The organism is Allobosea sp. 05T438 (genome assembly GCF_056396025.1).
In genome coordinates this window covers 27,501-50,235 of sequence record NZ_JBFTKQ010000026.1, presented here as the reverse complement: position 1 = coordinate 50,235, position 22,735 = coordinate 27,501, and the positions used below count along the sequence as shown (strand labels likewise).

Sequence of the window (22,735 nt, the reverse complement as noted above, 5' to 3'; positions counted from 1 at the left end):
GCCGGGACAGGCTGCGGATAGCCTGACTGCCCCACCGCCTCGCGGCTGGTGCGGAAGGTCGCGACCAGCTCGTTGAGCTGGCCGATCCGGCCGGAAAGCGCATTGGCGGAAGCGGCGCTCTGTTCGGCCAGCGCCGCGTTCTGCTGGGTCATCTCGTCGAGATGCGCCACCGCCTGGCTCATCTCGTCGATACCGTTGGCCTGCTCGCCCGACGCCGCCGAGATGTCGGCGATGGTCGCCGCCACCTTCTGCGAGGCTTCGAGGATGCGGCTGAGCTGGTCGCCGGCCTGGCGCACCAGCTTTACGCCCGCGCCGACCTCGACATTGGAGGAGGAGATCAGCCCGGAGATGTCCTTGGCCGCCTCGCCCGAGCGCTGCGCCAGGGTGCGCACCTCGGAGGCGACGACGGCGAAGCCCTTTCCGGCCTCGCCGGCGCGGGCCGCCTCGACCGCGGCGTTGAGCGCCAGCAGGTTGGTCTGGAAGGCGATGTCGTCGATGACGCGGATGATGTCGGAGATCTTCTGCGAGGCGCTCTCGATACGGGCCATGGCCTCGACCGCCTGGCCGGCGATGGCGCCGCCGTTCTCGGCGGCCTGCATGGCGTCGTCGGCGATGCGGGCGGCATCCTTCGAGGCCTGGGCCGAGGCCTTGACCGAAGCCGCGAGCTCCTCGGTGGTGGCGGCGGTCTCCTCGAGCGAGGAGGCCTGCTCCTCGGTGCGCTTGGAGAGATCGTCGGAACCCATATGGATCTCGCGCGCGGCGAGACCGACATCGGCCGAGGTGGTCTGGATCGTCGCCACCGTGGCCGAGAGGCGGTCGACCGTCTCGTTGATCGCGCCCTTCAGATCGGCGAAGCGCCCGCGATAGGCCGTCTCGACCCGGTTGGTCAGGTCGCCACCCGCGATCGCCGACAGCGTCTGCGCAAACTCCGTCGTTGCAGAATCAACCACCACGTTGATCTCGTTGATGCCGGCCACCAGCCGCTGCATCTGCTCGTCGGCGTCATCGATCTGCAACCGGGCGGAGAAATCGCCTGCCGCTGCCGCCGCGACAACCTCGCCGACATCCGACACCACCGCTTCCATCGACTGCGCCCGCGCCAGGCGAGCCGCCGCCGCGGCGCGTTCCTGCTCCTGCAGCAGCGCGACCTGCTCGGTGCTCTCGCGCAGCACCGAGACCGCGCGCGCCATGGCGCCGATCTCGTCCGGACGATCGGCATGAGGCACGTCGATGCGGGTATCGCCGGCCGTGAGCTTCTCCATCACCTCGCTGAGATCGAGGATCGGGCGCGTGATCGAACGCTGCGCGAAGACGAGGGCCACCCCAACGGACATCAGCAGGGTTGCGAGCAGGACGAGCGGCATGAGCCACTGGACCTGACGGGTAAAGGCCGTCGCCTCGTCGCCGACGAGGGCGCCAGCCTTCTCGACGCGTTGGCTGAAGCCGATCAGCAGGTCGTTGAGGGCTTTCCGGTTGGCGCGATTGGCCTCGTTATTTCCCTGGACACTGGCCGCCTCCGGCGAAACCTGGCGTCCGAGCCGGGCTGTTTCAACGCGGAAGGCAATGAATTCCTCGACGGATTTGGTGATCTGCGCGATCGTCTCCCGCTCTTCGGCCGACGCGACCGTCTGCAGCTCGGCCACGAATTTGCGCAGCGTCGGAATGCGATCGTCGATCCCCTTGGCGTAAGCTTCGGCTTCCTGCGGCGTCTTGGCCATGTAGATGCCGCGCGACTCCATCACCACGGCCGTGACGACGCCGTTGATCCGCTGCGTCAGCAGCGCGACGTTACCCTGGGTTTGAGAACGCGTATTCAGGTCATCCGCCTTTTGCAGACCGTAGATACTGATGATCGCGGAAATAATGGCTCCGCCCGCGACGATGGCGAGCATGGCGAGAATCTTCAGGCGGATGGATTTCATGACAACGGTCCCAAGGCGACCTCCTGAACGAGGCGGTCGTTTCCACAAGGCGACCATTCGTCGTTAACAATAAAAAACTGCTTAAAAATTGATCGATTCAATCGCCCTGATTTTGGGCTCGTTCACGCTCGAAATGTCTTCGACGTGTCGAAGAGTTTTCCTCCGGCAGCGAAGTCAACAGTCGGCATCGAAGCAGTTTACACTTGAACTATTCGATGGCTCATGGGCCGGATTCCGGTGATCTGTCACGGGTGGCGCCCGCCGTGATCCGGCGCCAAAACCCTGCTTTGCAGGGACGGCGCGCGCGTGCCCCCTTGATAGAGCGGGCTCGCCTGAACATGTTGGCGTCTTCCGCAGTCCAGTTCCGGTTCACGATTGCCATGTCCGAACACAGCAATGTCCCTGTGATGCACGCCACCACCATCCTGATGGTGCGCAAGGCCGGGCGGGTCGTCATCGGCGGCGACGGGCAGGTCTCGCTCGGCCAGACGATCATGAAGGGCAATGCGAAGAAGGTTCGCCGCCTTGCCAAGGGGCAGGTGATTGCCGGCTTCGCCGGGGCGACGGCCGATGCCTTCACCCTGTTCGAGCGGCTCGAGAGCAAGCTCGAGCAATATCCCACGCAATTGCTGCGCGCCTGCGTCGAGCTCGCCAAGGACTGGCGCACGGATCGCTATCTGCGTCGGCTCGAGGCGATGCTGCTCGTCGCCGACAAGGAGGTTTCGCTGCTGATCTCCGGCACCGGCGACGTGCTGGAGCCGGAGGCGGGCGAGCACGGCGCGGTGATGGCCATCGGCTCCGGCGGCAACTATGCCCTGTCGGCAGCGCGCGCTCTGATCGATATCGAGCCCGATGCCGAGACGATCGTGCGCAAGGCGATGAAGATCGCCGGCGACATCTGCGTCTACACCAACCACAGCCTCGTCATCGAGACGCTGGAGGCGGCGTGATCGCCGTAGCCAAGGCGCTTCCCAAGGCATTTCACCCGGATATCGTACCGTAATGACCAGCTTTTCCCCCCGCGAGATCGTCTCCGAGCTCGACCGTTTCATCGTCGGCCAGAAGGACGCCAAGCGCGCCGTTGCGGTCGCGCTGCGTAACCGCTGGCGCCGGCAGCAGCTCGAAGGGCCGCTGCGCGAGGAGGTCTCGCCGAAGAACATCCTGATGATCGGGCCGACCGGCTGCGGCAAGACCGAGATCGCGCGCCGCTTGGCCAAGCTCGCCAACGCGCCCTTCATCAAGGTCGAGGCGACCAAGTTCACCGAGGTCGGCTATGTCGGCCGCGACGTTGAATCGATCGTGCGCGACCTCGTCGAGATTGCTATCGCGCTGGTGCGCGAGAGCCGCCGCAAGGACGTCCAGGCCAAGGCTCACCTCGCCGCCGAGGAACGCGTGCTCGACGCTTTGGTCGGCGCGAATTCCAGCCAGGCGACGCGTGATTCCTTCCGCCGCAAGCTGCGCGACAACGAGCTCGACGGGAAGGAGATCGAGGTCGAGGTGGCGGCGGGCGCCGGCGCGGCCACGCCGATGTTCGAGCTTCCCGGCATGCCGGGCGCTTCGATCGGCGCGATCAACCTCTCCGACATGTTCGGCAAGGCTTTCGGCCAGAAGGGCAAGCCGAAGCGCATGCTGGTCAAGGACGCCTACCAGCCGCTGCTGGCCGAGGAGAGCGACAAGCTGATCGACCAGGAGGCGATCGTGCAGGCCGCGATCCGCGAGGTCGAGGAGAACGGCATCGTCTTCCTCGACGAAATCGACAAGATCTGCGCTCGCGAGGGCAAGGGCGGCGCCGATGTCTCGCGCGAGGGCGTGCAGCGCGACCTGCTGCCGCTGATCGAGGGCACGACCGTCGCCACCAAGCACGGCGCGGTCAAGAGCGACCACATCCTCTTCATCGCCTCGGGTGCGTTCCACGTCTCCCGCCCCTCCGATCTTCTGCCGGAGCTGCAGGGCCGTCTGCCGATCCGCGTCGAGCTCAACCCGCTCGACATCGACGATTTCAAGCGCATCCTCACCGAGACCGAGGCGAGCCTGATCAAGCAGTCGGTCGCGCTGATGGCGACCGAGGAGGTCAGCGTCGAATTCAAGCCCGACGCGATCGATGCCATCGCCCGCATCGCCGTCGACGTGAACTCCACGGTCGAGAACATCGGCGCCCGCCGGCTCCAGACCGTGATCGAGCGCATCCTCGACGACATCTCCTTCACCGCGCCGGACCGCTCGGGCGAGACCGTGATCATCGACGCGGCCTATGTCGAGGCCCGCATCGGGGATCTTGCCAAGAACGCCGATCTGAGCCGGTTCATCCTCTGATGGACGAGCCGGCCGCGTCCGCGCCGGAAGCCTCCTCCCGGCTCGCCCGCGATTCGGCCGTTGTCGGAGCCGCCACGGTCGCCTCGCGCCTGCTCGGTTTCGCGCGTGACGTGCTGATCGCGCGCCTGCTCGGCGGCGGGCCGGCCGCCGACGCCTTCCTCGCGGCGCTGCGCCTGCCCAATCTCGTGCGGCGCGTGCTCGGCGAGGGCGGGTTGAACGCGCCCTTCGTGCCGCTCTACCTGGCCGTCAAGGCGGACAGGGGTGAGAAAGCTGCGCGGCGATTCGCCGGTGAGGCGGCTGGCCAACTCGGCCTGCTGCTGCTCGTGCTCGTCGCGTTCGGCGAGCTCTTCGCGCCCTGGCTCGTGCTCGGCCTTGCCGGCGGCTTCGCCGATGAGCCCGAAACGCTCGCAATGGCCGCCTCCTATACGCGGCTGATGCTGCCTTTCCTGCTGCTGACGACGCTTGCGGCGCTGCTTGCGGCGCTGCTCAACGCCGAGCGCCGCTTTGCGGTCGCAGCCCTCGCGCCGGCGCTGATGAATGCGATCCTGCTCGGCGTCCTGCTCGCCCTGCATGTGATGGGTGCAGGGCCGGAGGACGGGGCGCGCTGGCTCGCGCTCTGCGTCAGTCTGACCGGGCTCGCCCACCTGGCCATGATCCTGGCGAGCCTGCGCGGCTCCGGCCTGCCGCGTCCAAGCCTGCGCTGGTCGCCGGAGATGACCCGGCTGATCCGCACCGGCGGCGCGACGCTGCTGGCGGCCTCTGCGGCCCAGCTCGTTCTGCTGGTCGCGACGCAGATCGCTTCGTCCGAGCCGGGCGCGGTGGCGGCGCTCTACTATGCCGACCGCGTCTTCCAGCTCCCGCTCGGCTTCGTCGGCGTGGCGATGGGCACGGTCGTGCTCTCCGACATGGCGCTTGCGGCGACCCGAGGCGGGCCGGATGCCATGCTCGGACAGTCGCTGGCGCTCGGCCTCGCGCTCGCTTTGCCCGCGGCGACCGCGCTCGTCGCGCTGGCCGAGCCGATCGTTTCGGTGCTGTTCGAGTACGGGCGCTTCGATGTCGGCGATCGCGAACGCACAGCTGCGGCGCTCGCCGCTTTCGGCTGCGGCCTGCCCTTCGCCGTCGTGGCGAAGGTCTTCGGCCAGGTCTATTTCGCGCGCAGCCGGCCGCGGCTGCCGCTGATCTCGGGCGGCCTGGCGGTACTCGTCGCGCTGCTTGCCGGGCTTCTGCTGCCGGGCGGTCGCGATGCGGCGCAGATGGCGGCCCTGGCGGCGACGCTCGCCTTTGCCGTTCAGGCGCTCATGCTTGGTATCGCCCTGCTGCGCGACGGCATCTGGCGGCCGAGCCTCGGCAATCTACGCCCCATCGCCGCAAGCCTCGCCGCCAGCGCGCTCATGCTCGCCGTGCTGGCCCTCCTGCTGGGCCTGCTGGCGGAGCCGCTGATGACGGAGCAGCCGGCATTCCGCCGCATCGGCGCGCTCGGCCTGCTCTGCCTCGCAGGCCTTGTCAGCTACGGCACAGCGGGCTGGGTGCTCGGCGCCTTCGGCGCTCTCCCCTTGCGCAAGCGGCGGGCTTGAGCCAGAAGCGCCGCTTCCCTCCTCCATCGTGACGACGGAGTGCCCCATGTCGGGTTTTCATCAGCGCGTTTTCTCAGGCATGCAGCCGACCTCGACGCTGCATCTCGGCAATTATTTGGGCGCACTGACCAATTGGGTGGCGATGCAGAAGACGCATGAATGCGTGTTTTGCGTCGTCGACATGCATGCGATTACGATGTGGCAGGATCCGGCCGACCTGAAGCGCGCCATCCGCGAGGTCACCGCCGCCTATATCGCGGCCGGCATCGATCCGCAGAAGAGCATCATCTTCAACCAGAGCCAGGTCTCGGCCCATGCCGAACTCGCCTGGATCTGCAACTGCGTCGCGCGGCTGGGCTGGATGAACCGCATGACCCAGTTCAAGGAGAAGGCCGGCAAGGATCGCGAGAATGCCTCGCTCGGCCTCTATGCCTATCCGAGCCTGATGGCGGCGGACATCCTGCTCTACAAGGCGACGCATGTGCCGGTTGGCGAGGACCAGAAGCAGCATCTGGAGCTTACCCGCGACATCGCCCAGAAGTTCAACAACGACTTCGCTCCGCAGATCGCCGAGCTGGGTCTGGGCACGGGCGAACTCGGCTTCTTCCCGCTGCCGGAGCCGATGATCCTGGGGCCGGCCCAGCGCGTCATGAGCCTGCGCGACGGCACCAAGAAGATGTCGAAATCGGATGCCTCCGACTATTCGCGCATCAACCTGACGGACGATGCCGACGCCATCGCCCAGAAGATCCGCAAGGCCAAGACCGACCCGGAGGCGCTGCCCTCCGAGGCGAAGGGGCTCGAGGGGCGGCCCGAGGCCGAGAACCTCGTCGGCATCTATGCCGGCCTCTCGGGCATGGCGAAGGGCGATGTGCTGAAGGAGTTCGGCGGCGGCCAGTTCTCGGGCTTCAAGGCGGCTCTGGTCGACCTCGCGGTCGAGAAGCTCGCGCCCATCGCCGTGGAGATGCGCCGCCTGCTGGCCGAGCCGAAGCATATCGACACGATCCTCGGGGAAGGTGCGGCCCGGGCCGATGCCATCGCCGCGCCGATCATGCGCGAGGTCAAGGACATCGTCGGCTTCGTGCGCAGCTGACAAGGCACTTGGGGCGACGGGCTTGCGCCGGGGTGCCGGCGCAGGCCACCATGCTCGTCCCTCAAGCGGCGGCAGGACAGTTTCATGGTCAAGAAACGACGGTCCTATGAGACGGGCCATCGGCCGAAGTTTCTCGCGGTGGTCGACGATACCGAGGAATGCGCCAAGGCGATTCGCTTCGCCGCACGCCGCTGCGCCCGCCTCGGTGCGGCGATCGTGCTGCTCGCCGTGGCTCCGCCGCCCGAGCACGAGACCTGGCTCGGCGTCGGCGACGTGATGCGGGCGGAAGCCGAGGCCGAGGCCGAGAAGCGGCTCGACGCGGCTGCTGTGGCGGTACGGACGCTCGCAGGCCTCGAGCCGGAGCGCGTCGTGCGTATCGGCGACAAGGCCGGAGAGCTGGTCAAGCTGATCGAGGAGGACGAGGACATCTCGCTCCTGGTGCTCGCCGCTGGCACCGGGCGTGACGGCCCGGGCCCGCTGGTCAGCGCGCTCGCCGGCAAATCCTCGGCGAGCTTCCCGGTTCCCGTCGCCATCGTGCCGGGGCATCTGGAGGACGAGGAAATCGACGCGCTCGCCTGACCGTCCTAGTGAGCGCAGCGAAGCAATCCAGGGGGCTGCGTGAGACGTTCAACCCAGTCCTCCTGGATTGCGTCGTCGCTTTGCTCCTCGCAATGACGGCGCCCTTCGTGCTGGAATGATTCCAGTGACGCGCTTATATCGAGACCAGGAACGGCGACCTTGAACCGCCGGTACCGGAGGTATCAATGTTCATCCAGACCGAAGCGACGCCGAATCCGGCGACCTTGAAGTTTCTGCCCGGCCGCATCGTCATGGGCAGCGGCACGCTCGACCTGCGTGACGGCGATGACGCCGCCCGCTCGCCGCTGGCCCAGCGCCTGTTCGGTGTTTCCGGCGTTTCCGGCGTCTTCCTCGGCTCGGACTTCATCACCGTCACCAAGTCGGAAGGCGAGTGGCCGCATCTGAAGCCGGCGATCCTCGGCGCGATCATGGAGCACTTCATGTCCGGCGCTCCGGTGCTGGCCGAGAATTCCGCCGCCGATCTCGACGAGGAAGGTGAGTTCTTCGCTCCGGAAGATGCCGAGACGGTCGATACGATCAAGGATCTGCTCGAAACCCGCATCCGCCCGGCGGTGGCCGGCGACGGCGGCGACATCACCTTCCGCGGTTATCGCGACGGCACGGTGTATCTCGTCATGAAGGGCGCCTGCTCGGGCTGCCCTTCCTCCACTGCGACGCTCAAGCATGGCATTCAGAACCTGCTGCGCCATTTCCTGCCGGAAGTGCGCGAGGTCGAGGCGGTTTGAGTTGGCCAAGGGATGAGCGCGTGACCGGCCGGGCTTTCGCGGAATGAAGATCTGATGCGCATTCTCGCGATCGATACGGCGTTGGGGGCCTGCTCGGCCTGTGTCCTGGAGGCCGGTGAGACCGAGCCGCTGGCGCACGAACAGCTCGCTATGGACCGCGGCCATGCGGAGGCGCTGATGCCGCTGGTCGAGCGGGTGATGAAGGCCGTCGACGGCGACTTTTCCTCGCTGGGCCGCGTCGCGGTCACCGTCGGTCCCGGCAGCTATACCGGGCTGCGGGTCGGGGTCAGCGCGGCCCGCGCCATCGCTTTCGCGGCCGGCATCCCGGCCGTCGGTGTCACCACAGTCGCCGCCTGCGCCGCCCCGCTGATCGGCCGCGAATCCGGCCGCGTCATCGCGGCTGCGCTCGATGCCAAGCACGGCCAGGTCTGGTTCCAGGCGCTGACCTCGGAAGGCAAGCCGCTCGTTTCGCTCCGGCAGGTCAGCTATCGCGACGCGGCACGTGCCATCGGCGCCGGCCCCGTCAGCCTCGTCGGCTCCTCGGCGCTGGCCGTCGCCAACGAGGCCTGGGCGATCGGTCTCGACGCGGTGGTCGTCGACGATACGAAGGCGCCGGACATTGCCTGGGTTGCGCGCCTCGGCCTGATCGCCGATCCGGAGACCGCGCCGCCGCGTCCGCTCTACCTGAAGGCGCCGGAGACGACGCCGCAGGACAAAGCCCGCCTGCCGCGCCGGTGAACGCCTCCTCCAAATGGTGGTTGCCGAAACATCAATCCGTGCGAACAAACGGCATGGATTGGCTGCGCAAGCTTCTGCACCCTGATTCGGCGCCTGCGCGTACGATGCGACTCGATGCCGGCTACGCCCGGCAGGTCGCGATTCTGCACCATCAGGGCGGCTTCGCGCGTGGCTGGGAGCCGGCCGAATGCGCCGCGCTGATCGCCGATGCCGGCGTCGCCGCCGATGGCGTCTTCGGCAGGAGCAGCGATCCGGCTGGCTTCGTGATGTCGCGCAAGGCGGCCGACGAGGCCGAGATTCTCAGCATCGTGGTCTCCCCCGCCAGCCGGCGCGACGGCCTCGGCCGCGCCCTGCTCTCGGCTCACCTTGCCAGGCTCGCGGAGGATGGCGTCGCGCACGTCTTCCTCGAGGTCGAGGAAGGCAATCTGGCCGCGGAGCGCCTCTATCGGCATTTCGGCTTCCGCGAGGTCGGCCGCCGCAAGGGGTATTACCCCAAGGCCGATGGCAGCCGCGCCACTGCGATCGCGATGCGCCTCGATCTCACGTGACTTTGCCGAATGATCACGCCATTGACGGCGTTCCGACCAGCGAGATGTTCTCCCTGCCGATGACCGGGCCCGTCCGCGCATGAAAGACCTCCGCGTCGGTGCGCTCTTTCGCCTTGCCCTGCTCATCGGCGGCACGTTCGGGCTCGTCCTGTTCCAGCTCGTCGTGATGCGGGTCGCGCCGAAATACCGCGGCGTCTTGCCGTTGCACTTCCATCGCCTGACCTGCCGGTGCCTGGGCGTGCGCCGCCGGGTCAGGGGGCTGCCGCCGCCGGCCGGGACAGGGGCGCTGATTGTCGCCAACCATGTCTCCTGGCTCGATATCGGTGTCCTCGGCGCCGAGCGTGAACTGGCCTTCGTGGCGAAGAGCGAGGTCGGCCAATGGCCCGTGGTCGGCTTCCTCGCCAATCTCCAGCGCACGGTCTATATCGACCGGCAACGTCGCGGTGCGACCGCAGGTGTTGCCGCCGCGATGGGCGCCCGCATCGCCGCCGGAGAGGAAGTTGTGCTCTTCGCCGAGGGCACGACCAGTGACGGCACGCGCATCCTGCCCTTCCGCTCCTCGCTGCTTGGCGCGGCGCATCAGGCCATGGGCGACATCGAGACGGATGTCACGGTCTACCCGCTGACCATCACCTATACAGGCTGGCAGGGGCTGCCGGGGGGGCGCATCGAGCGCGCTGCGCTTGCCTGGTACGGCGACACCGAGCTCTGGCCGCATCTGAAGCTGGTGCTGGAATGCGGGGCGATCGATGTCGAGCTGGTCTGGGGTGAACCGATCGTGATGGGCCGCGCGATGTCGCGCAAGGCTGCGACGCGACGGGCGGAGGATGCGGTACGCGCGGCGCGGAACGAGGCCGTCACGGGCCGGCCTGCCGTCTGAGACGGGTTGGCGCACGGCTTGCCTGTTGCGATGTCAGTGAAGCCGGGCCGTTTCCAAGGCGCCCGATCCGCAGTAAAGAAAACGTTTTGGAGACCCGATCCGCGACGATGAAGAAAGTCCATATCAAGTCCTTCGGCTGCCAGATGAACGTCTATGACGGGCAGCGCATGGCCGACATCCTGAGCCACCAGGGCTATGAGGAAACGGCAACGCCGGAGGGCGCGGATCTGATCCTGCTGAACACCTGCCATATCCGTGATCGCGCGGTGCAGAAGGTCTACTCCGAGCTCGGCAAGCTGCGCGACATCAAGAACGCCCAGGCGGCCGAGGGGCAGGAGACGAAGATCGTTGTCGCCGGCTGCGTCGCCCAGGCCGAGGGCGCCGAAATCCAGCATCGCCAGCCTGCCGTCGATCTCGTGGTCGGGCCGCAGGCCTATCACCGCCTGCCGGAATTGCTGGCCGAGGCAACGAGGAAGCGGGTCGTCGACACCGACCTGCCGATCGAGGACAAGTTCGGCTTCCTGCCGGCGCCGAAGCCGCAGATCATCCGCGCCCGCGGCGTTTCCGCCTTCGTCACGGTCCAGGAGGGTTGCGACAAGTTCTGCGCCTTCTGTGTCGTGCCCTATACCCGCGGCGCCGAGTTTTCGCGCCCCGTCGCCCAGGTTCTCGCCGAGGTCGAGCGCCTGGCCGAGGCCGGCGTGCGCGACGTCACGCTGATCGGCCAGAACGTCAACGCCTATCATGGCGAGGGACCGGATGCGGCGGTCTGGGGTCTGGCGCGGCTGATGCGCCGCGTTGCCGAGGTGCCAGGCATCGCCCGCATCCGCTACACGACGAGCCATCCGCGCGACATGGACGATGACCTCATCGTCGCCCATCGCGAACTGCCGCAGGCGATGCCCTTCCTGCATCTGCCGGTGCAGGCCGGATCGGACCGCATCCTCGCCGCGATGAACCGCAAGCACACCGGCGACGAGTATCGTCGCCTGATCGAACGCATCCGCCAGGCGCGTCCCGATATCGCGCTCTCGTCGGATTTCATCGTCGGTTTCCCCGGCGAGACCGACGCCGATTTCGAGGATACGATCCGTCTGGTCGACGAGATCGGCTTCGCCTCGAGCTATTCCTTCAAGTACTCGCCGCGCCCCGGCACGCCGGCGGCCGAGCTCGACGCACAGATTCCGCGCGCGGTCATGGATGAGCGCCTCTACTGGCTGCAGGAGCGCATCGAACATCACCGCCAGGCTTTCAACGCCGCGATGGTCGGGCGAACTGTGGATGTCTTGCTGGAGCGGGCCGGCCGCCATCCCGGTCAGCTTGCCGGGAAGTCACCGTATCTGCAGGCTGTGCAGATCGAGAGCGAGACGAATCAGATCGGCGACATCGTCCAGGTGACGATCGAGCGGGCGGGTTCCAATTCGCTCTTCGGCCGGCTGGCGGAAGCAGGGCGGACGGATGGAACGGGTGGAAAGGACATGGCCGCTTGAGCGCGCTGCGGTTCGTGCCCATCTCCTGCTGGAAGGCTCTCGCCTGTCATCAGGCTGAGATTGTTGCGTTCGGATATGCTGCGAGACGACCCGGCCGGGCGCTCCTGCCCGACGGGAACGGGCGCAAAAGCCCTCTCTACGGAGATGACGCATTTGGCACAGGCTGATTCGACGACGCAAAGACCCGACCGGACCCCGCGACGCGAGGTGTCGCCAGCCCGCCCCGAGGGCGCGGGCCGCGACGGGTTGCCGGCCACCGAGGTCGTGCTGTCCTTCGATGACAACCGCCTCGCCAGCCTTGTTTTCGGCCAGTACGACCAGAATCTCGCTCATCTTGAGCGCAGGCTCGGCGTCGTGGTCAATCCCAACGGCAACCACGCCACGGTGAAGGGGCCGCGCGAGACCGCCGAGCAGGCGGGCCGCGTCCTGAAGACGCTCTACGCCCGCGCCAAGGCCGGCGCCTCCGTCACCCTCGGCGAGGTCGATGGTGCCATCGAGGAGAGCAATATCCAGCGCTCGCTCTTCCCGGCGGCGGATGTCGGCAAGGCCTCCTTCGATGCCGTGGTCACCCGCAAGCGCGGACCGGTCAGGGCGCGCAACGCGGCGCAGGACGCCTATCTGCGCCAGCTCAAGCGTCACGAACTGGTGCTCGCGGAAGGCCCGGCAGGCACCGGCAAGACCTGGCTCGCGGTCGGTCACGCCGTCTCGCTGATCGAGCAGGGCGTGGTCGAGCGCATGATTCTGTCGCGCCCGGCGGTGGAGGCGGGCGAGCGGCTCGGCTTCCTGCCTGGCGACATGCGCGAGAAGGTCGACCCCTATCTCCGGCCGATCTATGACGCGCTCAACGATTTCATGGAGGCGCGCCACGTCGAGCGCGGTCTCCAGACCGGCATGATCGAAATCGCGCCGCTCGCCTTCATGCGCGGCCGTACCTTGAGCAACGCCGTCGTGCTGCTCGACGAGGCACAGAACGCCACCTCGATGCAGATGAAGATGTTCCTCACGCGCCTCGGCGAAGGCTCGCGCATGATCATCACCGGCGATCCCTCCCAGATCGACCTGCCGCCGGGCCAGCGCTCCGGGCTCGTCGAGGCTGTGAAGCTGCTCAAGGACGTCGACGGCGTCGGCTACGCCCGCTTCGAGGAGGGGGATGTCGTCAGGCATGAACTGGTGCGACGCATCGTCATGGCTTATGAGACGGCGTCGCGCCGTGAGCGCGAGGAACGGGAGGAGCGCTTGCGCAATCCCGATTCGCCCGCGGATTTCCACCGCGAGGGCGACAGCGAAGGGCTGAAGCGGATGTTGGCGCGGGAGCGGCCGCGATGAATGATCGACCTCGCGGGCGGCGCTCGGCGCCGCGACCCGAGACGATGTCACTCGATCTCGATCTGAGGGCTCAGTCGCGCCGGTGGCAGGCCGTGGGCAATCTCGCGAGCCTGCGGGCAGTGATCAGCGAGGCGCTGGCCGCGGGCCTTGCCGTGGCGCCGCGCAAGCCCATGGCGGGGGCCGAGCTCAGCCTGTTGCTGACCGACGACAAGCGCATCCGCACCGTCAACCGCGATTGGCGTGGCTTCGACAAGGCGACGAACGTGCTGTCCTTCCCGGCGGCCCCGCCGGAGCGCATTTCGGCCAGCCCGCTGCTCGGAGACATCGTTATCGCCTTCGAGACGGTGGAGGGCGAAGCCCGGGCGGAAGGCAAGGACATCGCCGACCATCTGCGCCATCTGGTCATTCATGGCCTGCTGCATCTGCTCGGCGAGGATCATGAGACCGACGACGAGGCGCGCCGCATGGAAGCCCTCGAAGTCGAGGCGCTCGCCAGCCTCGGCATTGCCGACCCCTATGCCGATGGCGAGCTCATCGCCGCGCCGGCCCCTTCCAGCATACAGTCCCCGCAGCCATGAGCGACGACAGTCGACAATCCCAGTCTGAAACCAATGGCCGCGGCTTCGGCCATTGGCTCGGCCAATTCCTCGAACGTCTCGGCCTGCGTGCCGGCGGCACGGCCCGCGAAGAGATCGTCGAGGCCCTCGCCGAAGCGAACGGCGAGCTCGCCGATATTTCCGCCCAGGAGCGTGCGATGCTCAGCAATGTGCTGAGCCTGCGCGAGCGCCGTGTGAGCGACGTCATGATCCCCCGCGCCGACATCGTCGCCGTGCCGGCGGACGCGACGCTGGACGAATTGCTCGCGCATTTCCGGACTGCCGGCCATTCGCGCCTGCCGGTCTTCGACGATACGCTCGACGATCCGCGCGGCATGGTCCACATCCGCGACTTTCTGGAATATATCGCGGAGAAGGCCCGCCCCGAAGGGGACGAGCCTTCCGAAGACGGAAGCAAGCTTGCCGTCCCGCATGACCTTGCCGCGGTCGACCTGACGCCACCGCTCTCGGCGACGAAGCTGTTGCGACCGGTGCTCTATGTTCCACCCTCGATGCCTGCGGTCGATCTTCTGGTCCGCATGCAGGCGACGCGCACCCACATCGCGCTCGTCATCGACGAATATGGCGGCACCGATGGACTGGTCTCGATCGAGGATCTGATCGAGATCATCGTCGGCGACATCGAGGACGAGCACGATCTCGAGGAGATCCCGATCGCGCCGACCGGCGAGGGCAGCTTCGCCGCGGATGCGCGCGCGACGCTGGAGGAACTCAAGCGTGCGACCGGCGTCGATCTCTCTCGGAACGAGGTGGCTGATGACATCGACACGCTGGGCGGTTTGATCGTGACCTTGGCCGGGCGTGTTCCGGCGCAGGGCGAGATCGTCGAAGGGCCGGAAGGGCTGACCTTCGAGATCCTCGATTCCGATCAGCGCCGCGTGAAGCGCCTGACGATCCATCGCCGCAGCCAGATGGCCCCCGAAGAAACGGCGATGGAGCCTGGCTGATGCGCGTAGCGGGGCTTGCGGAAGCCGTCATTCTCGCTTGGGGATGGCGCAAGCGGCTCATTGCGCTTTTCGCGGGAGCAAGCGGTGCGCTTGCCTTGCCGCCCCTCGATCTCTGGCCGCTCGTCATTGTCCCGATGACAGTGGCGGTCTGGCTCCTTGACGGTGCGGTTGGCACCACTGCCGTCGGCCGCTTCCGTGCAGCCTTCGCTGCTGGCTGGTGGTGGGGCTTCGGATTCTTCCTCGCCGGATTGTGGTGGCTCGGCGCCGCCTTCCTCGTCGAAGCCGACAAATTCGCCTGGGCGATGCCGTTGGGGGTCGTCGCGCTGCCGGCTTTTCTGGCGATCTTTCCGGCCCTGGCTTTTGGCGCCGCTCGCCTGTTCTGGCCCGAAGGAGCCCGGCGCATTCTCGTCCTGGCCGCAGCGCTGGCGATGAGCGAATGGCTTCGCGGCCACGTGCTGACCGGCTTTCCGTGGAACATCTACGGCATGATGCTGGCGGGGGAGATCCACCTCGCCCAGTTCGCTTCGCTCGCAGGCCTGTACGGCCTGACGCTGCTCGCTGTCGCCATTGGTGCAGCGCCGGCGGTGATCGGCACGGCCAAGACGCCGGCCGGTCGGTGGGCGGCTCCGCTGATCGCGCTGGCCGCTGTCGCGGCGCTGCTCGGTTTTGGCGTCTGGCGCATCCCGTCCGGTCCGTCGCCGGTCGTGGCGGGCGTGAAGCTCCGGCTCATGCAGCCCAACCTGGCGCAAGACGCCAAGTTCAACGGCCGCAACGGCGAAGCCATTCTCAACCAGTATCTCGCGCTGAGCGATCGGGCGACGAGCCCGACGACGCCCGGCCTGCAATCGGTCACGCATCTGATCTGGCCGGAATCCGCCTTCCCCTTCCTGCTGGGCCGCACGCCGGGTGCGCTGTCCCGCATCGCGGCCGCCCTGCCGCCCGACGTGACCCTGATCACGGGCGCCGCGAGGGCTGGCGAAATGCTGCCGGGAGAGGGCAGGCCGCCGATCTACAATGCGATTCAGGTCGTCAACGACGAGGGCATCATCGTCGCGAGCTACGACAAGCTCCATCTGGTCCCCTTCGGCGAGTATCTTCCGCCTTTTCTCGATGCGCTGATCCGCCGCGTCGGCCTTTCCGAATTCGTGTCCGTTCCCGGCGGTTTTGCGGCTGGGACGACCCGGGTGCCCCTTGCGGTCAAGGGACTTCCCGTAGCGGCTCCGCTGATCTGCTATGAGGCCGTTTTTCCGGGAGAGGTCGCTCCGCGCGGGCCCCGCGCAGGTTTTTTCCTGAACGTGACCAATGATGGCTGGTTCGGCCAGACCAGCGGCCCCTATCAGCACTTTGCCCAGGCGCGGCTGCGCAGCGTCGAGGAAGGCCTGCCGCTCGTCCGGGTCGCCAATACCGGTATCTCCGGGGTGGTCGATGCCTATGGCCGGGTCGTCGCGAGCCTGCCTCTGGGCGTGGAGGGCGTACTGGATGCCCCACTCCCGCGCAGCGGGCCGGTGACACCCTATTCCCGGGGTGGGGATGCCATTTTCGCCGGTATGCTGCTCGTTTTTTTGATGCTCTCTCGCTTCAAAAAAAGCTGATCATCCCATTTGGAACAAATTTTGCGAGAAAGAGTGGACCGTCCGTGACGGCTATAATACACCAACGTTTCCGCGCCGACCAGGATGGCGGCTCCTGGTCATGACGACTGACGTAAGAGCAGGTTAATCATGATCAAGAAAGTCCCCAACCCGGTCGACAAGCATGTTGGTAGCCGCGTCCGCATGCGTCGAATGCTTGCCGGTATTAGCCAGGAAAAGCTGGGTGACGCACTGGGTCTGACCTTTCAGCAGGTTCAGAAATACGAGAAGGGTTCTAATCGAATCAGCGCGAGCCGTCTGCAGCAGATTGCCAAGATGCTCGACGTGCCGGTGTCCTTTTTCTTTGATGGCGCGCCGACGGGCGACATGCCGGCTGGCGGTTTCGCCGATTCCGCGGCGACGGCGTATATTTCGGACTTCCTCGCGACCAGCGAAGGCGTGCAGCTCACCAAGGCGTTCACCCGCATCAAGAACGGCCGCGTCCGGAGGCGGATCATCGATCTCGTCGAGGCGCTGGCCGAGCAAGACACTGAAAGTGCGTGATTCCGAGGTGTTTTCGTTCGTTTTGACGAACGTGCTTTTCGATTAACGGATTTTTCCACTTGACGCCGAACGCGTCCGCTGCGATGACGGCGCGTCTTTTGAGGCTGGCTTGGTGTGCCGGCCTGTTTCCATGTGCCGATTCAGGGGATACCGCGACCGTGTCACGCCAGAATTATCTGTTCACCAGCGAGTCCGTCTCCGAGGGACATCCCGACAAGGTCTGCGACCGCATTTCCGATGAGATCGTCGATCTCTTCTTCAAGGAAGCGGCAAAGGCCGGTTACGAGCCGTCCAAGGTCCGCGTTGCGGCCGAGACGCTGGCGACGACCAACCGTGTCGTGATCGCCGGCGAGGTCCGCACCCATCTCGACGAGAAGCAGATCAAGTCGAAGGTGAAGTCGGCCGCCCGCAAGGCGATCCGCAATATCGGCTACGAGCAGTCCGGCTTCCACTGGAAGACCTGCAAGATCGACGTGCTGCTGCATCCGCAGTCGGCCGATATCGCGCAGGGCGTCGACGAGGCCGGCAACAAGGATGTCGGCGCCGGCGACCAGGGCATCATGTTCGGCTACGCCAGCCGCGAGACGCCCGAGCTGCTGCCCGCCCCGATCTACTATGCCCACAAGATCCTCGAGACCCTGACGCTCGCCCGCAAGAAGGGCGAGGGCGACGCCGCCAAGCTCGGCCCCGACGCCAAGAGCCAGGTCACGGTCAAGTACGAGAACGGCAAGCCGGTCGGCGTCACCCAGATCGTGCTCTCGACCCAGCATCTCGACGAGTCGCTGAGCTCGGCCGACGTCCGCAAGATCGTCGAGCCCTATATCCGTGAGGCCCTGCCGGAAGGCTGGATCTCGAAGGACACCGTCTGGCACATCAACCCGACCGGCAAGTTCGTGATCGGCGGTCCCGACGGCGACGCCGGCCTTACCGGCCGCAAGATCATCGTCGACACCTATGGCGGCGCGGCCCCGCATGGCGGCGGCGCCTTCTCCGGCAAGGATCCGACCAAGGTCGATCGTTCGGCGGCCTATGCGGCGCGCTACCTCGCCAAGAACGTCGTCGCGGCCAAGCTCGCCGACCGCGCCACGATCCAGCTCTCCTATGCCATCGGCGTCGCCAAGCCGCTGTCGATCTATGTCGACCTGCATGGCACCGGCAAGGTCGACGAGGCCAAGCTCGAGGACATCCTCGGCAAGCTCGTCGATCTCTCGCCGAACGGCATCCGCAACCATCTCGGCCTTAACAAGCCGATCTATGCCAAGACCTCGGCCTATGGCCATTTCGGCCGCAAGGCCGGCCGCGACGGCTCCTTCTCCTGGGAGAAGACCGATCTCGTCGACGCGCTGAAGAAGGCCGTCAACTGAAACGACCTCGCCGGGTCATGAGCAAGAAGGCCGGGGTCCACCCGGCCTTTTTCTTTGACTTGGTGAATGAGGTCGCTGAAACACCGCCGTCATTCCGGGCTTGACGCGGGATCCGTCGGAGGTCTCCGGATCTCCGCGTCGCTGCGTCCGGAATGACGGCGCTCTATCGGATAATGCGGTACGAACACGGATCATGACCCACGACCCCGACCACGACGAAAGGGCTTTCTACGGCCGCCGCAAGGGCAAGGCGCTGCGCGACGGCCAGAGCCACCTGATCGAGCACACCCTGCCGCGGCTGCGCTTGCCCGAGGGCGAGATCGCCGATCTGAAGGCGCTCTTTCCCGGGCCTGTCGAGGCCGTGCGGCTCGAGATCGGCTTTGGTGGCGGCGAGCATCTGCTGATGCGGATGCGCGAGAGCCCGCAGATCGGCTTCATCGGGGTCGAGCCATTCATCAACGGTATGGCCAAGTTCCTCGCCGTCGCCGAGCGGGAGGGGCTGACGAATATCCGCGTCTGGGACGACGATGCCGCTTTGCTGCTGCCGCGTTTCCCGGCTGGCAGCCTTGATGCGATCGACCTGCTCTATCCCGATCCCTGGCCGAAGCGTCGCCAGCGCAAGCGTCGCTTCGTCTCCGAGCACACTCTCGCCTTGTTCGCGCGCGCGCTTCGTCCCGGCGGCCGGTTCCGCTTCGCCAGCGACATCGACGATTATGTCGGCTGGACGCTGTCGCGGCTGCTGGTCTCGCCCGATTTCGACTGGACGGACGAGCGGCCGGGAGACTGGCGCACGCCCTATCCCGGCTGGATTCGCACCCGCTACGAGGCGAAGGCGGTTCGCGAGGGCCGCATCTCCAGCTATCTCACGGCTTTGCGTCGCGCATCCTGAGGAAGCCGAGCACGCGCTGAGCCGTGCTCTGGGCGAGGTTGCGGAAGCTTTCGCGGGCGCGATCAAGGGCGGCTTGCGATTTGCCGAAGTCCTTGCGCAGCGAGATCAGGGCTGCCGTCGTTTCCCAAGACCAGCCGAGCCCGCGCGCGACGATCAGGACGGCCTCCCTGTCGCTGCCGAGGATGACCTGCTCGCTCGCCGGCAGGCCGAGCTGCGCCAGCACCGCGACGGCGCAGGTGGCGTGCTCGGTCGCGCCCTGCCGCGCGAAATCGCGCACCTTGGCCTCGTCGAGCAGCCCGGCTTCGTTCAGCTCACGAATCTCGACGAGCGCGGCGCTGATGGCGCCCAGTTCGCCGGGCATCTGGCCGCCGGCCGCGATGGCGTCGGCGCCGCGTTCGACCGCACCGTCGACGTCCCCGGCCAGCGTCGGCTCCAGGCTCTCGCTCAGGCGGCGGCGGGCGGAATTCTTGGCGGCGGTCATCAACTGCCCAACCAGCTCCGGCGGGATATCGCGCCGCAAGCCGAGTGTCGCCTGGAGTGCATCGTCTTGGGCCGCGCGCATCACCAGAACGCCCATTCCATGACGCGAGAACCGCGCCGTCTGATTGGCTGCGACCGCATGGGTGACGACCCGTCCGCCGCGCAGGATCAGGAAATCGGTGACGGGCTCCCCGAGATCGGGCCGCTCGGTGATGGCGAGCATGTGGTCGCGGCCCTTGGCTGCCGACACCGCGACAAGATCCTGGTCGGTCAGCCGCGGCGACTGCACCAGGACGGGGCGCGCCACCGCGATCTCGTCGAGGGCGAGTTGGCGCACGACGCCGCTCGGCGCGTTCGGCACAGGCGAAATCCGTTCCGAGAGCTCGATCCGGGCGCGCAGCTCGATGGCTCGCGACAGCCGCCCGATGACCGCGTCGAAGACGCCGACCTGCTGTTCGTCCATGTCGGTCGCCGTGGCGAGGAAGAGATCCGTCAGGCGTGACAGGATGACGGCGCGCTCGTCACCCGAGCCGCGTGCCATCGTCGCCTCGAGATCCCGCAGCAACGTTGCGACCGTACTCATACTCTGTCCTCGACCGCTATCCCGTCGGCCAGACTGGCAGGCAAGGATGACCATTGGGTTATCGCCAACGCTCGGAGCTTGCATATCGGGGCGATGCGGACTAAATAGCGGCCAACAGCTCTGGTATCGGTTAACGCCGATGATCAAGAGCGGGCCGGCCGGCCCGCTCTTTTTTATTGGCCGCAACCCGCCGGAGGCAGACGGGACGGCCCGGACCATGAACGAACCAAGCGAACCGACAGCAGCGCCCAATCAGGAAGCGCGCCTCGTCGTCGAGAACGGCGTGGCTGCGCGCGTCGCCGCGATCGTCGAGCCGGCGATCGCCGATCTCGGCTATCGGCTGGTGCGCGTGCGCGTCACTGCTCAGAACGGCTGCACCGTGCAGATCATGGCCGAGCAGCCGGACGGCTCGATGACCGTCGAGGGCTGCGAGGAGATCAGTCAGGCGATCTCGCCGGCGCTGGACGTCGACGATCCCATTCAGGCGGCCTATCACCTCGAAATCTCGTCGCCGGGGATCGACCGGCCGCTGGTGCGCGCGAGCGATTTCGAGCGCTGGGCCGGCCACCTCACCAAGATCGACACGAGCGAGCCGGTCGCGGGCCGCAAGCGCTTCCGCGGCATCCTGCGCGGCGCTTCCGGTCAGGACGCTCTGCTGACGCGGGACGACGCCAAGAGCGAGGAAGAGCGCGACGTCGCCATTCCGATGCGGCTGATCGCCGAGGCCCGGCTGGTGTTGACCGATGCGCTCGTCACCGAATCGCTGCGTCGCGGCAAGTCCGGCCTGCCGCCGGAGATGCCTGCCGCCGATGAGATCGCAGGCCCGAAGAAGGGCCGAGGGAAATCGCTGGGACCGCGGCCGGGCAAGACCGGCAAGACGGCCCCGCAGAACAACGACACTGAAGAGGAGTGAGCGTCATGGTCGTCAGCGCCAACAGGCTCGAACTGCTGCAGATCGCCGACGCAGTCGCGCGCGAGAAGTCGATCGATCGCCAGATCGTCGTCGACGCCATGCAGGATGCCATCGCCAAGGCAGCCCGCTCGCGCTACGGCGCCGAGACCGACGTCCATGCCGAGATCAGCACCAAGACCGGCGAGCTGCGCCTGGCCCGCCACCTCCAGGTGGTCGATACCGTCGAGAATCCGGCGGTCGAAATTACCGTCGACGAGGCCAAGCGACACAACCCGGCCGCCCAGGTTGGCGACGTCATCGCCGATCCGCTGCCGCCCTTCGATTTCGGCCGCATCGCGGCCCAGTCGGCCAAGCAGGTCATCGTCCAGAAGGTGCGCGAAGCTGAGCGCGACCGCCAGTACGACGAGTACAAGGATCGCATCGGCGAGATCGTCAACGGCGCGGTCAAGCGCGTCGAATACGGCAACGTCTTCGTCGATCTCGGCCGTGGCGAGGCGATCATCCGCCGCGACGAGATGATCCCGCGCGAGACCTTCAAGGTCGGCGATCGCGCGCGCGCCTATGTCTACGATGTGCGCCGCGAGCCGCGCGGTCCGCAGATCTTCCTCTCGCGCACCCATCCGCAGTTCATGGCCAAGCTCTTCGGCCAGGAAGTGCCTGAGATTTATGACGGCATCGTCGAGGTGAAGGCGGTCGCCCGTGATCCGGGCTCGCGCGCCAAGATCGCGGTCATCAGTCGCGATTCCTCGATCGATCCGGTCGGCGCCTGCGTCGGCATGCGCGGTTCGCGCGTGCAGGCCGTGGTCGGCGAACTGCAGGGCGAGAAGATCGACATCATTCCGTGGTCGCCGGACGTTGCGACCTTCGTCGTCAATGCGCTGCAGCCGGCCGAGGTCGCGAAGGTGGTGCTTGACGAGGAAGCCGACAAGATCGAGGTCGTCGTGCCGGACGAGCAGCTCTCGCTCGCCATCGGCCGCCGCGGCCAGAACGTCCGCCTCGCTTCGCAGCTCACGGGCTGGGACATCGATATTCTGACCGAGCAGGAAGAGTCGGAGCGCCGCCAGAAGGAGTTCGTGCAGCGCACCGAGATCTTCATGAACGCGCTGAACGTCGACGAGACGGTCGGCCAGCTGCTGGCCTCGGAAGGCTTCCGCAATGTCGAGGAGCTCGCCTACGTCGAACTCAGCGAGCTCGCCTCGATCGAGGGCTTCGACGAGGAGACCGCCGGCGAAATCCAGACCCGCGCGCAGGAACATCTCGCCACGATCGAGGCTGAGCTCGACGAGAAGCGTCGGGCTCTCGGAGTCGAGGATGCCTTGCGCGAGGTCGAGGGCATCACCACTTCCATGATGGTCGCGCTCGGCGAGAACGATGTGAAGACCGTCGAGGATCTCGCCGGCTGCGCCACCGACGATCTGGTCGGCTGGACCGAGCGCAAGGACGGCGAGTCGACTCGCCATGCCGGCTATCTCGATGGCTTCGATCTCTCCCGCCAGGATGCCGAAGCCATCATTATGGCCGCGCGCGTCCACGCCGGCTGGGTCGAGGCGCCGGCCGAGGAGCCTGAGGCGGAGGCCGGCGAGGAGGCCGAGGCCTGAGTG

At 66.9% G+C, this 22,735-nt stretch carries 21 protein-coding genes; 19 read left to right on the top strand and 2 right to left on the bottom strand.

What is annotated here, in order from left to right:
* Positions 1 to 1,922, bottom strand: a 1,922-nt coding sequence (locus tag AC1DIN_RS27220; protein ID WP_476812003.1) for a methyl-accepting chemotaxis protein, incomplete at its 3' end; no start/stop codon positions are given.
* 380 nt (positions 1,923 to 2,302) lie between these two features.
* Here AC1DIN_RS27220 and hslV point away from each other — a divergent pair.
* From hslV to trmB, 17 genes are all read left to right on the top strand, one after another.
* Positions 2,303 to 2,872: an ATP-dependent protease subunit HslV gene (hslV, locus tag AC1DIN_RS27215; protein ID WP_476812002.1), complete on the top strand. Its 570-nt coding sequence runs from the start codon at positions 2,303 to 2,305 to the stop codon at positions 2,870 to 2,872.
* Between the two features lie 52 nt (positions 2,873 to 2,924).
* Positions 2,925 to 4,235: an ATP-dependent protease ATPase subunit HslU gene (gene hslU, locus AC1DIN_RS27210; protein ID WP_476812001.1), complete on the top strand. Its 1,311-nt coding sequence runs from the start codon at positions 2,925 to 2,927 to the stop codon at positions 4,233 to 4,235.
* A complete protein-coding gene (murJ, locus tag AC1DIN_RS27205; protein ID WP_441473731.1) occupies positions 4,235 to 5,809 on the top strand; it encodes a murein biosynthesis integral membrane protein MurJ in 1,575 nt (524 codons plus the stop codon). The genes hslU and murJ overlap by 1 nt, the downstream gene beginning before the upstream one ends.
* A gap of 46 nt (positions 5,810 to 5,855) precedes the next feature.
* Positions 5,856 to 6,902: a tryptophan--tRNA ligase gene (gene trpS / locus AC1DIN_RS27200; RefSeq protein WP_476812000.1), complete on the top strand. Its 1,047-nt coding sequence runs from the start codon at positions 5,856 to 5,858 to the stop codon at positions 6,900 to 6,902.
* Between the two features lie 84 nt (positions 6,903 to 6,986).
* Complete coding sequence (locus AC1DIN_RS27195; protein ID WP_441473729.1) at positions 6,987 to 7,481, top strand: universal stress protein; 495 nt, start codon at positions 6,987 to 6,989, stop codon at positions 7,479 to 7,481.
* Positions 7,482 to 7,666: 185 nt separating this feature from the next.
* On the top strand, positions 7,667 to 8,227 hold the full coding sequence (locus AC1DIN_RS27190) for a NifU family protein (RefSeq protein ID WP_441473728.1): 561 nt from the start codon (positions 7,667 to 7,669) through the stop codon (positions 8,225 to 8,227).
* Positions 8,228 to 8,281: 54 nt separating this feature from the next.
* Complete coding sequence (gene tsaB / locus AC1DIN_RS27185) at positions 8,282 to 8,965, top strand: tRNA (adenosine(37)-N6)-threonylcarbamoyltransferase complex dimerization subunit type 1 TsaB (RefSeq protein WP_476811999.1); 684 nt, start codon at positions 8,282 to 8,284, stop codon at positions 8,963 to 8,965.
* A gap of 104 nt (positions 8,966 to 9,069) precedes the next feature.
* Positions 9,070 to 9,513 carry a GNAT family N-acetyltransferase gene (locus AC1DIN_RS27180; RefSeq protein ID WP_441473726.1) on the top strand — a complete coding sequence of 148 codons (444 nt, stop codon included), beginning with the start codon at positions 9,070 to 9,072 and terminating at the stop codon, positions 9,511 to 9,513.
* A 79-nt stretch (positions 9,514 to 9,592) separates the two neighbouring features.
* The gene (locus tag AC1DIN_RS27175) at positions 9,593 to 10,393 is read left to right on the top strand and encodes a lysophospholipid acyltransferase family protein (RefSeq protein ID WP_441473725.1); all 801 of its coding nucleotides are present in this window, start codon (positions 9,593 to 9,595) and stop codon (positions 10,391 to 10,393) included.
* Between the two features lie 107 nt (positions 10,394 to 10,500).
* Complete coding sequence (gene miaB, locus AC1DIN_RS27170) at positions 10,501 to 11,880, top strand: tRNA (N6-isopentenyl adenosine(37)-C2)-methylthiotransferase MiaB (RefSeq protein ID WP_476811998.1); 1,380 nt, start codon at positions 10,501 to 10,503, stop codon at positions 11,878 to 11,880.
* 144 nt (positions 11,881 to 12,024) lie between these two features.
* On the top strand, positions 12,025 to 13,206 hold the full coding sequence (locus AC1DIN_RS27165) for a PhoH family protein (RefSeq protein WP_476811997.1): 1,182 nt from the start codon (positions 12,025 to 12,027) through the stop codon (positions 13,204 to 13,206).
* Positions 13,203 to 13,784 (top strand): rRNA maturation RNase YbeY, encoded by a 582-nt coding sequence (gene ybeY / locus AC1DIN_RS27160; RefSeq protein ID WP_476811996.1) that lies wholly within the window; start codon positions 13,203 to 13,205, stop codon positions 13,782 to 13,784. The genes AC1DIN_RS27165 and ybeY overlap by 4 nt, the downstream gene beginning before the upstream one ends.
* Positions 13,781 to 14,770: a hemolysin family protein gene (locus AC1DIN_RS27155; RefSeq protein WP_476811995.1), complete on the top strand. Its 990-nt coding sequence runs from the start codon at positions 13,781 to 13,783 to the stop codon at positions 14,768 to 14,770. The genes ybeY and AC1DIN_RS27155 overlap by 4 nt, the downstream gene beginning before the upstream one ends.
* Entirely contained in the window at positions 14,770 to 16,362 is a 1,593-nt protein-coding gene (gene lnt / locus AC1DIN_RS27150) for an apolipoprotein N-acyltransferase (RefSeq protein WP_476811994.1), read from the top strand. The genes AC1DIN_RS27155 and lnt overlap by 1 nt, the downstream gene beginning before the upstream one ends.
* A gap of 129 nt (positions 16,363 to 16,491) precedes the next feature.
* Positions 16,492 to 16,905 (top strand): helix-turn-helix domain-containing protein, encoded by a 414-nt coding sequence (locus tag AC1DIN_RS27145; protein ID WP_476811993.1) that lies wholly within the window; start codon positions 16,492 to 16,494, stop codon positions 16,903 to 16,905.
* A 104-nt stretch (positions 16,906 to 17,009) separates the two neighbouring features.
* Positions 17,010 to 18,269 (top strand): methionine adenosyltransferase, encoded by a 1,260-nt coding sequence (gene metK, locus AC1DIN_RS27140; RefSeq protein WP_476812004.1) that lies wholly within the window; start codon positions 17,010 to 17,012, stop codon positions 18,267 to 18,269.
* Positions 18,270 to 18,462: 193 nt separating this feature from the next.
* Positions 18,463 to 19,158: a tRNA (guanine(46)-N(7))-methyltransferase TrmB gene (gene trmB / locus AC1DIN_RS27135; RefSeq protein ID WP_476811992.1), complete on the top strand. Its 696-nt coding sequence runs from the start codon at positions 18,463 to 18,465 to the stop codon at positions 19,156 to 19,158.
* On the opposite strand, the gene AC1DIN_RS27130 is transcribed toward trmB, so the two are convergent.
* Positions 19,133 to 20,221, bottom strand: coding sequence for a DUF2336 domain-containing protein (locus tag AC1DIN_RS27130; protein ID WP_441473717.1), 1,089 nt, complete (start codon positions 20,219 to 20,221; stop codon positions 19,133 to 19,135). The genes trmB and AC1DIN_RS27130 overlap by 26 nt on opposite strands.
* Positions 20,222 to 20,438: 217 nt before the next feature.
* On the opposite strand from AC1DIN_RS27130, the gene rimP reads away from it, so the two are divergent.
* Entirely contained in the window at positions 20,439 to 21,134 is a 696-nt protein-coding gene (gene rimP / locus AC1DIN_RS27125; protein WP_441473716.1) for a ribosome maturation factor RimP, read from the top strand.
* A 5-nt stretch (positions 21,135 to 21,139) separates the two neighbouring features.
* Positions 21,140 to 22,732, top strand: a complete 1,593-nt coding sequence (nusA, locus tag AC1DIN_RS27120; protein ID WP_441473715.1) for a transcription termination factor NusA — start codon at positions 21,140 to 21,142, stop codon at positions 22,730 to 22,732.
* The last annotated feature ends 3 nt before the right edge of the window (positions 22,733 to 22,735 follow it).

Excerpts from the sequence above, each read along its gene's own strand:
- tsaB (WP_476811999.1), top strand. The coding sequence starts at position 8,282 with ATGCGCATTCTCGCGATCGATACGGCGTTGGGGGCCTGCTCGGCCTGT.
- AC1DIN_RS27190 (WP_441473728.1), top strand. The coding sequence starts at position 7,667 with ATGTTCATCCAGACCGAAGCGACGCCGAATCCGGCGACCTTGAAGTTT.
- AC1DIN_RS27165 (WP_476811997.1), top strand. The coding sequence starts at position 12,025 with ATGACGCATTTGGCACAGGCTGATTCGACGACGCAAAGACCCGACCGG.
- AC1DIN_RS27180 (WP_441473726.1), top strand. The coding sequence starts at position 9,070 with ATGCGACTCGATGCCGGCTACGCCCGGCAGGTCGCGATTCTGCACCAT.
- ybeY (WP_476811996.1), top strand. The coding sequence starts at position 13,203 with ATGAATGATCGACCTCGCGGGCGGCGCTCGGCGCCGCGACCCGAGACG.
- miaB (WP_476811998.1), top strand. The coding sequence starts at position 10,501 with ATGAAGAAAGTCCATATCAAGTCCTTCGGCTGCCAGATGAACGTCTAT.
- trpS (WP_476812000.1), top strand. The coding sequence starts at position 5,856 with ATGTCGGGTTTTCATCAGCGCGTTTTCTCAGGCATGCAGCCGACCTCG.
- AC1DIN_RS27195 (WP_441473729.1), top strand. The coding sequence starts at position 6,987 with ATGGTCAAGAAACGACGGTCCTATGAGACGGGCCATCGGCCGAAGTTT.
- AC1DIN_RS27130 (WP_441473717.1), bottom strand. The coding sequence starts at position 20,221 with ATGAGTACGGTCGCAACGTTGCTGCGGGATCTCGAGGCGACGATGGCA.
- AC1DIN_RS27145 (WP_476811993.1), top strand. The coding sequence starts at position 16,492 with ATGATCAAGAAAGTCCCCAACCCGGTCGACAAGCATGTTGGTAGCCGC.
- lnt (WP_476811994.1), top strand. The coding sequence starts at position 14,770 with ATGCGCGTAGCGGGGCTTGCGGAAGCCGTCATTCTCGCTTGGGGATGG.
- trmB (WP_476811992.1), top strand. The coding sequence starts at position 18,463 with ATGACCCACGACCCCGACCACGACGAAAGGGCTTTCTACGGCCGCCGC.
- nusA (WP_441473715.1), top strand. The coding sequence starts at position 21,140 with ATGGTCGTCAGCGCCAACAGGCTCGAACTGCTGCAGATCGCCGACGCA.
- AC1DIN_RS27175 (WP_441473725.1), top strand. The coding sequence starts at position 9,593 with ATGAAAGACCTCCGCGTCGGTGCGCTCTTTCGCCTTGCCCTGCTCATC.
- murJ (WP_441473731.1), top strand. The coding sequence starts at position 4,235 with ATGGACGAGCCGGCCGCGTCCGCGCCGGAAGCCTCCTCCCGGCTCGCC.
- rimP (WP_441473716.1), top strand. The coding sequence starts at position 20,439 with ATGAACGAACCAAGCGAACCGACAGCAGCGCCCAATCAGGAAGCGCGC.
- hslV (WP_476812002.1), top strand. The coding sequence starts at position 2,303 with ATGTCCGAACACAGCAATGTCCCTGTGATGCACGCCACCACCATCCTG.
- hslU (WP_476812001.1), top strand. The coding sequence starts at position 2,925 with ATGACCAGCTTTTCCCCCCGCGAGATCGTCTCCGAGCTCGACCGTTTC.
- AC1DIN_RS27155 (WP_476811995.1), top strand. The coding sequence starts at position 13,781 with ATGAGCGACGACAGTCGACAATCCCAGTCTGAAACCAATGGCCGCGGC.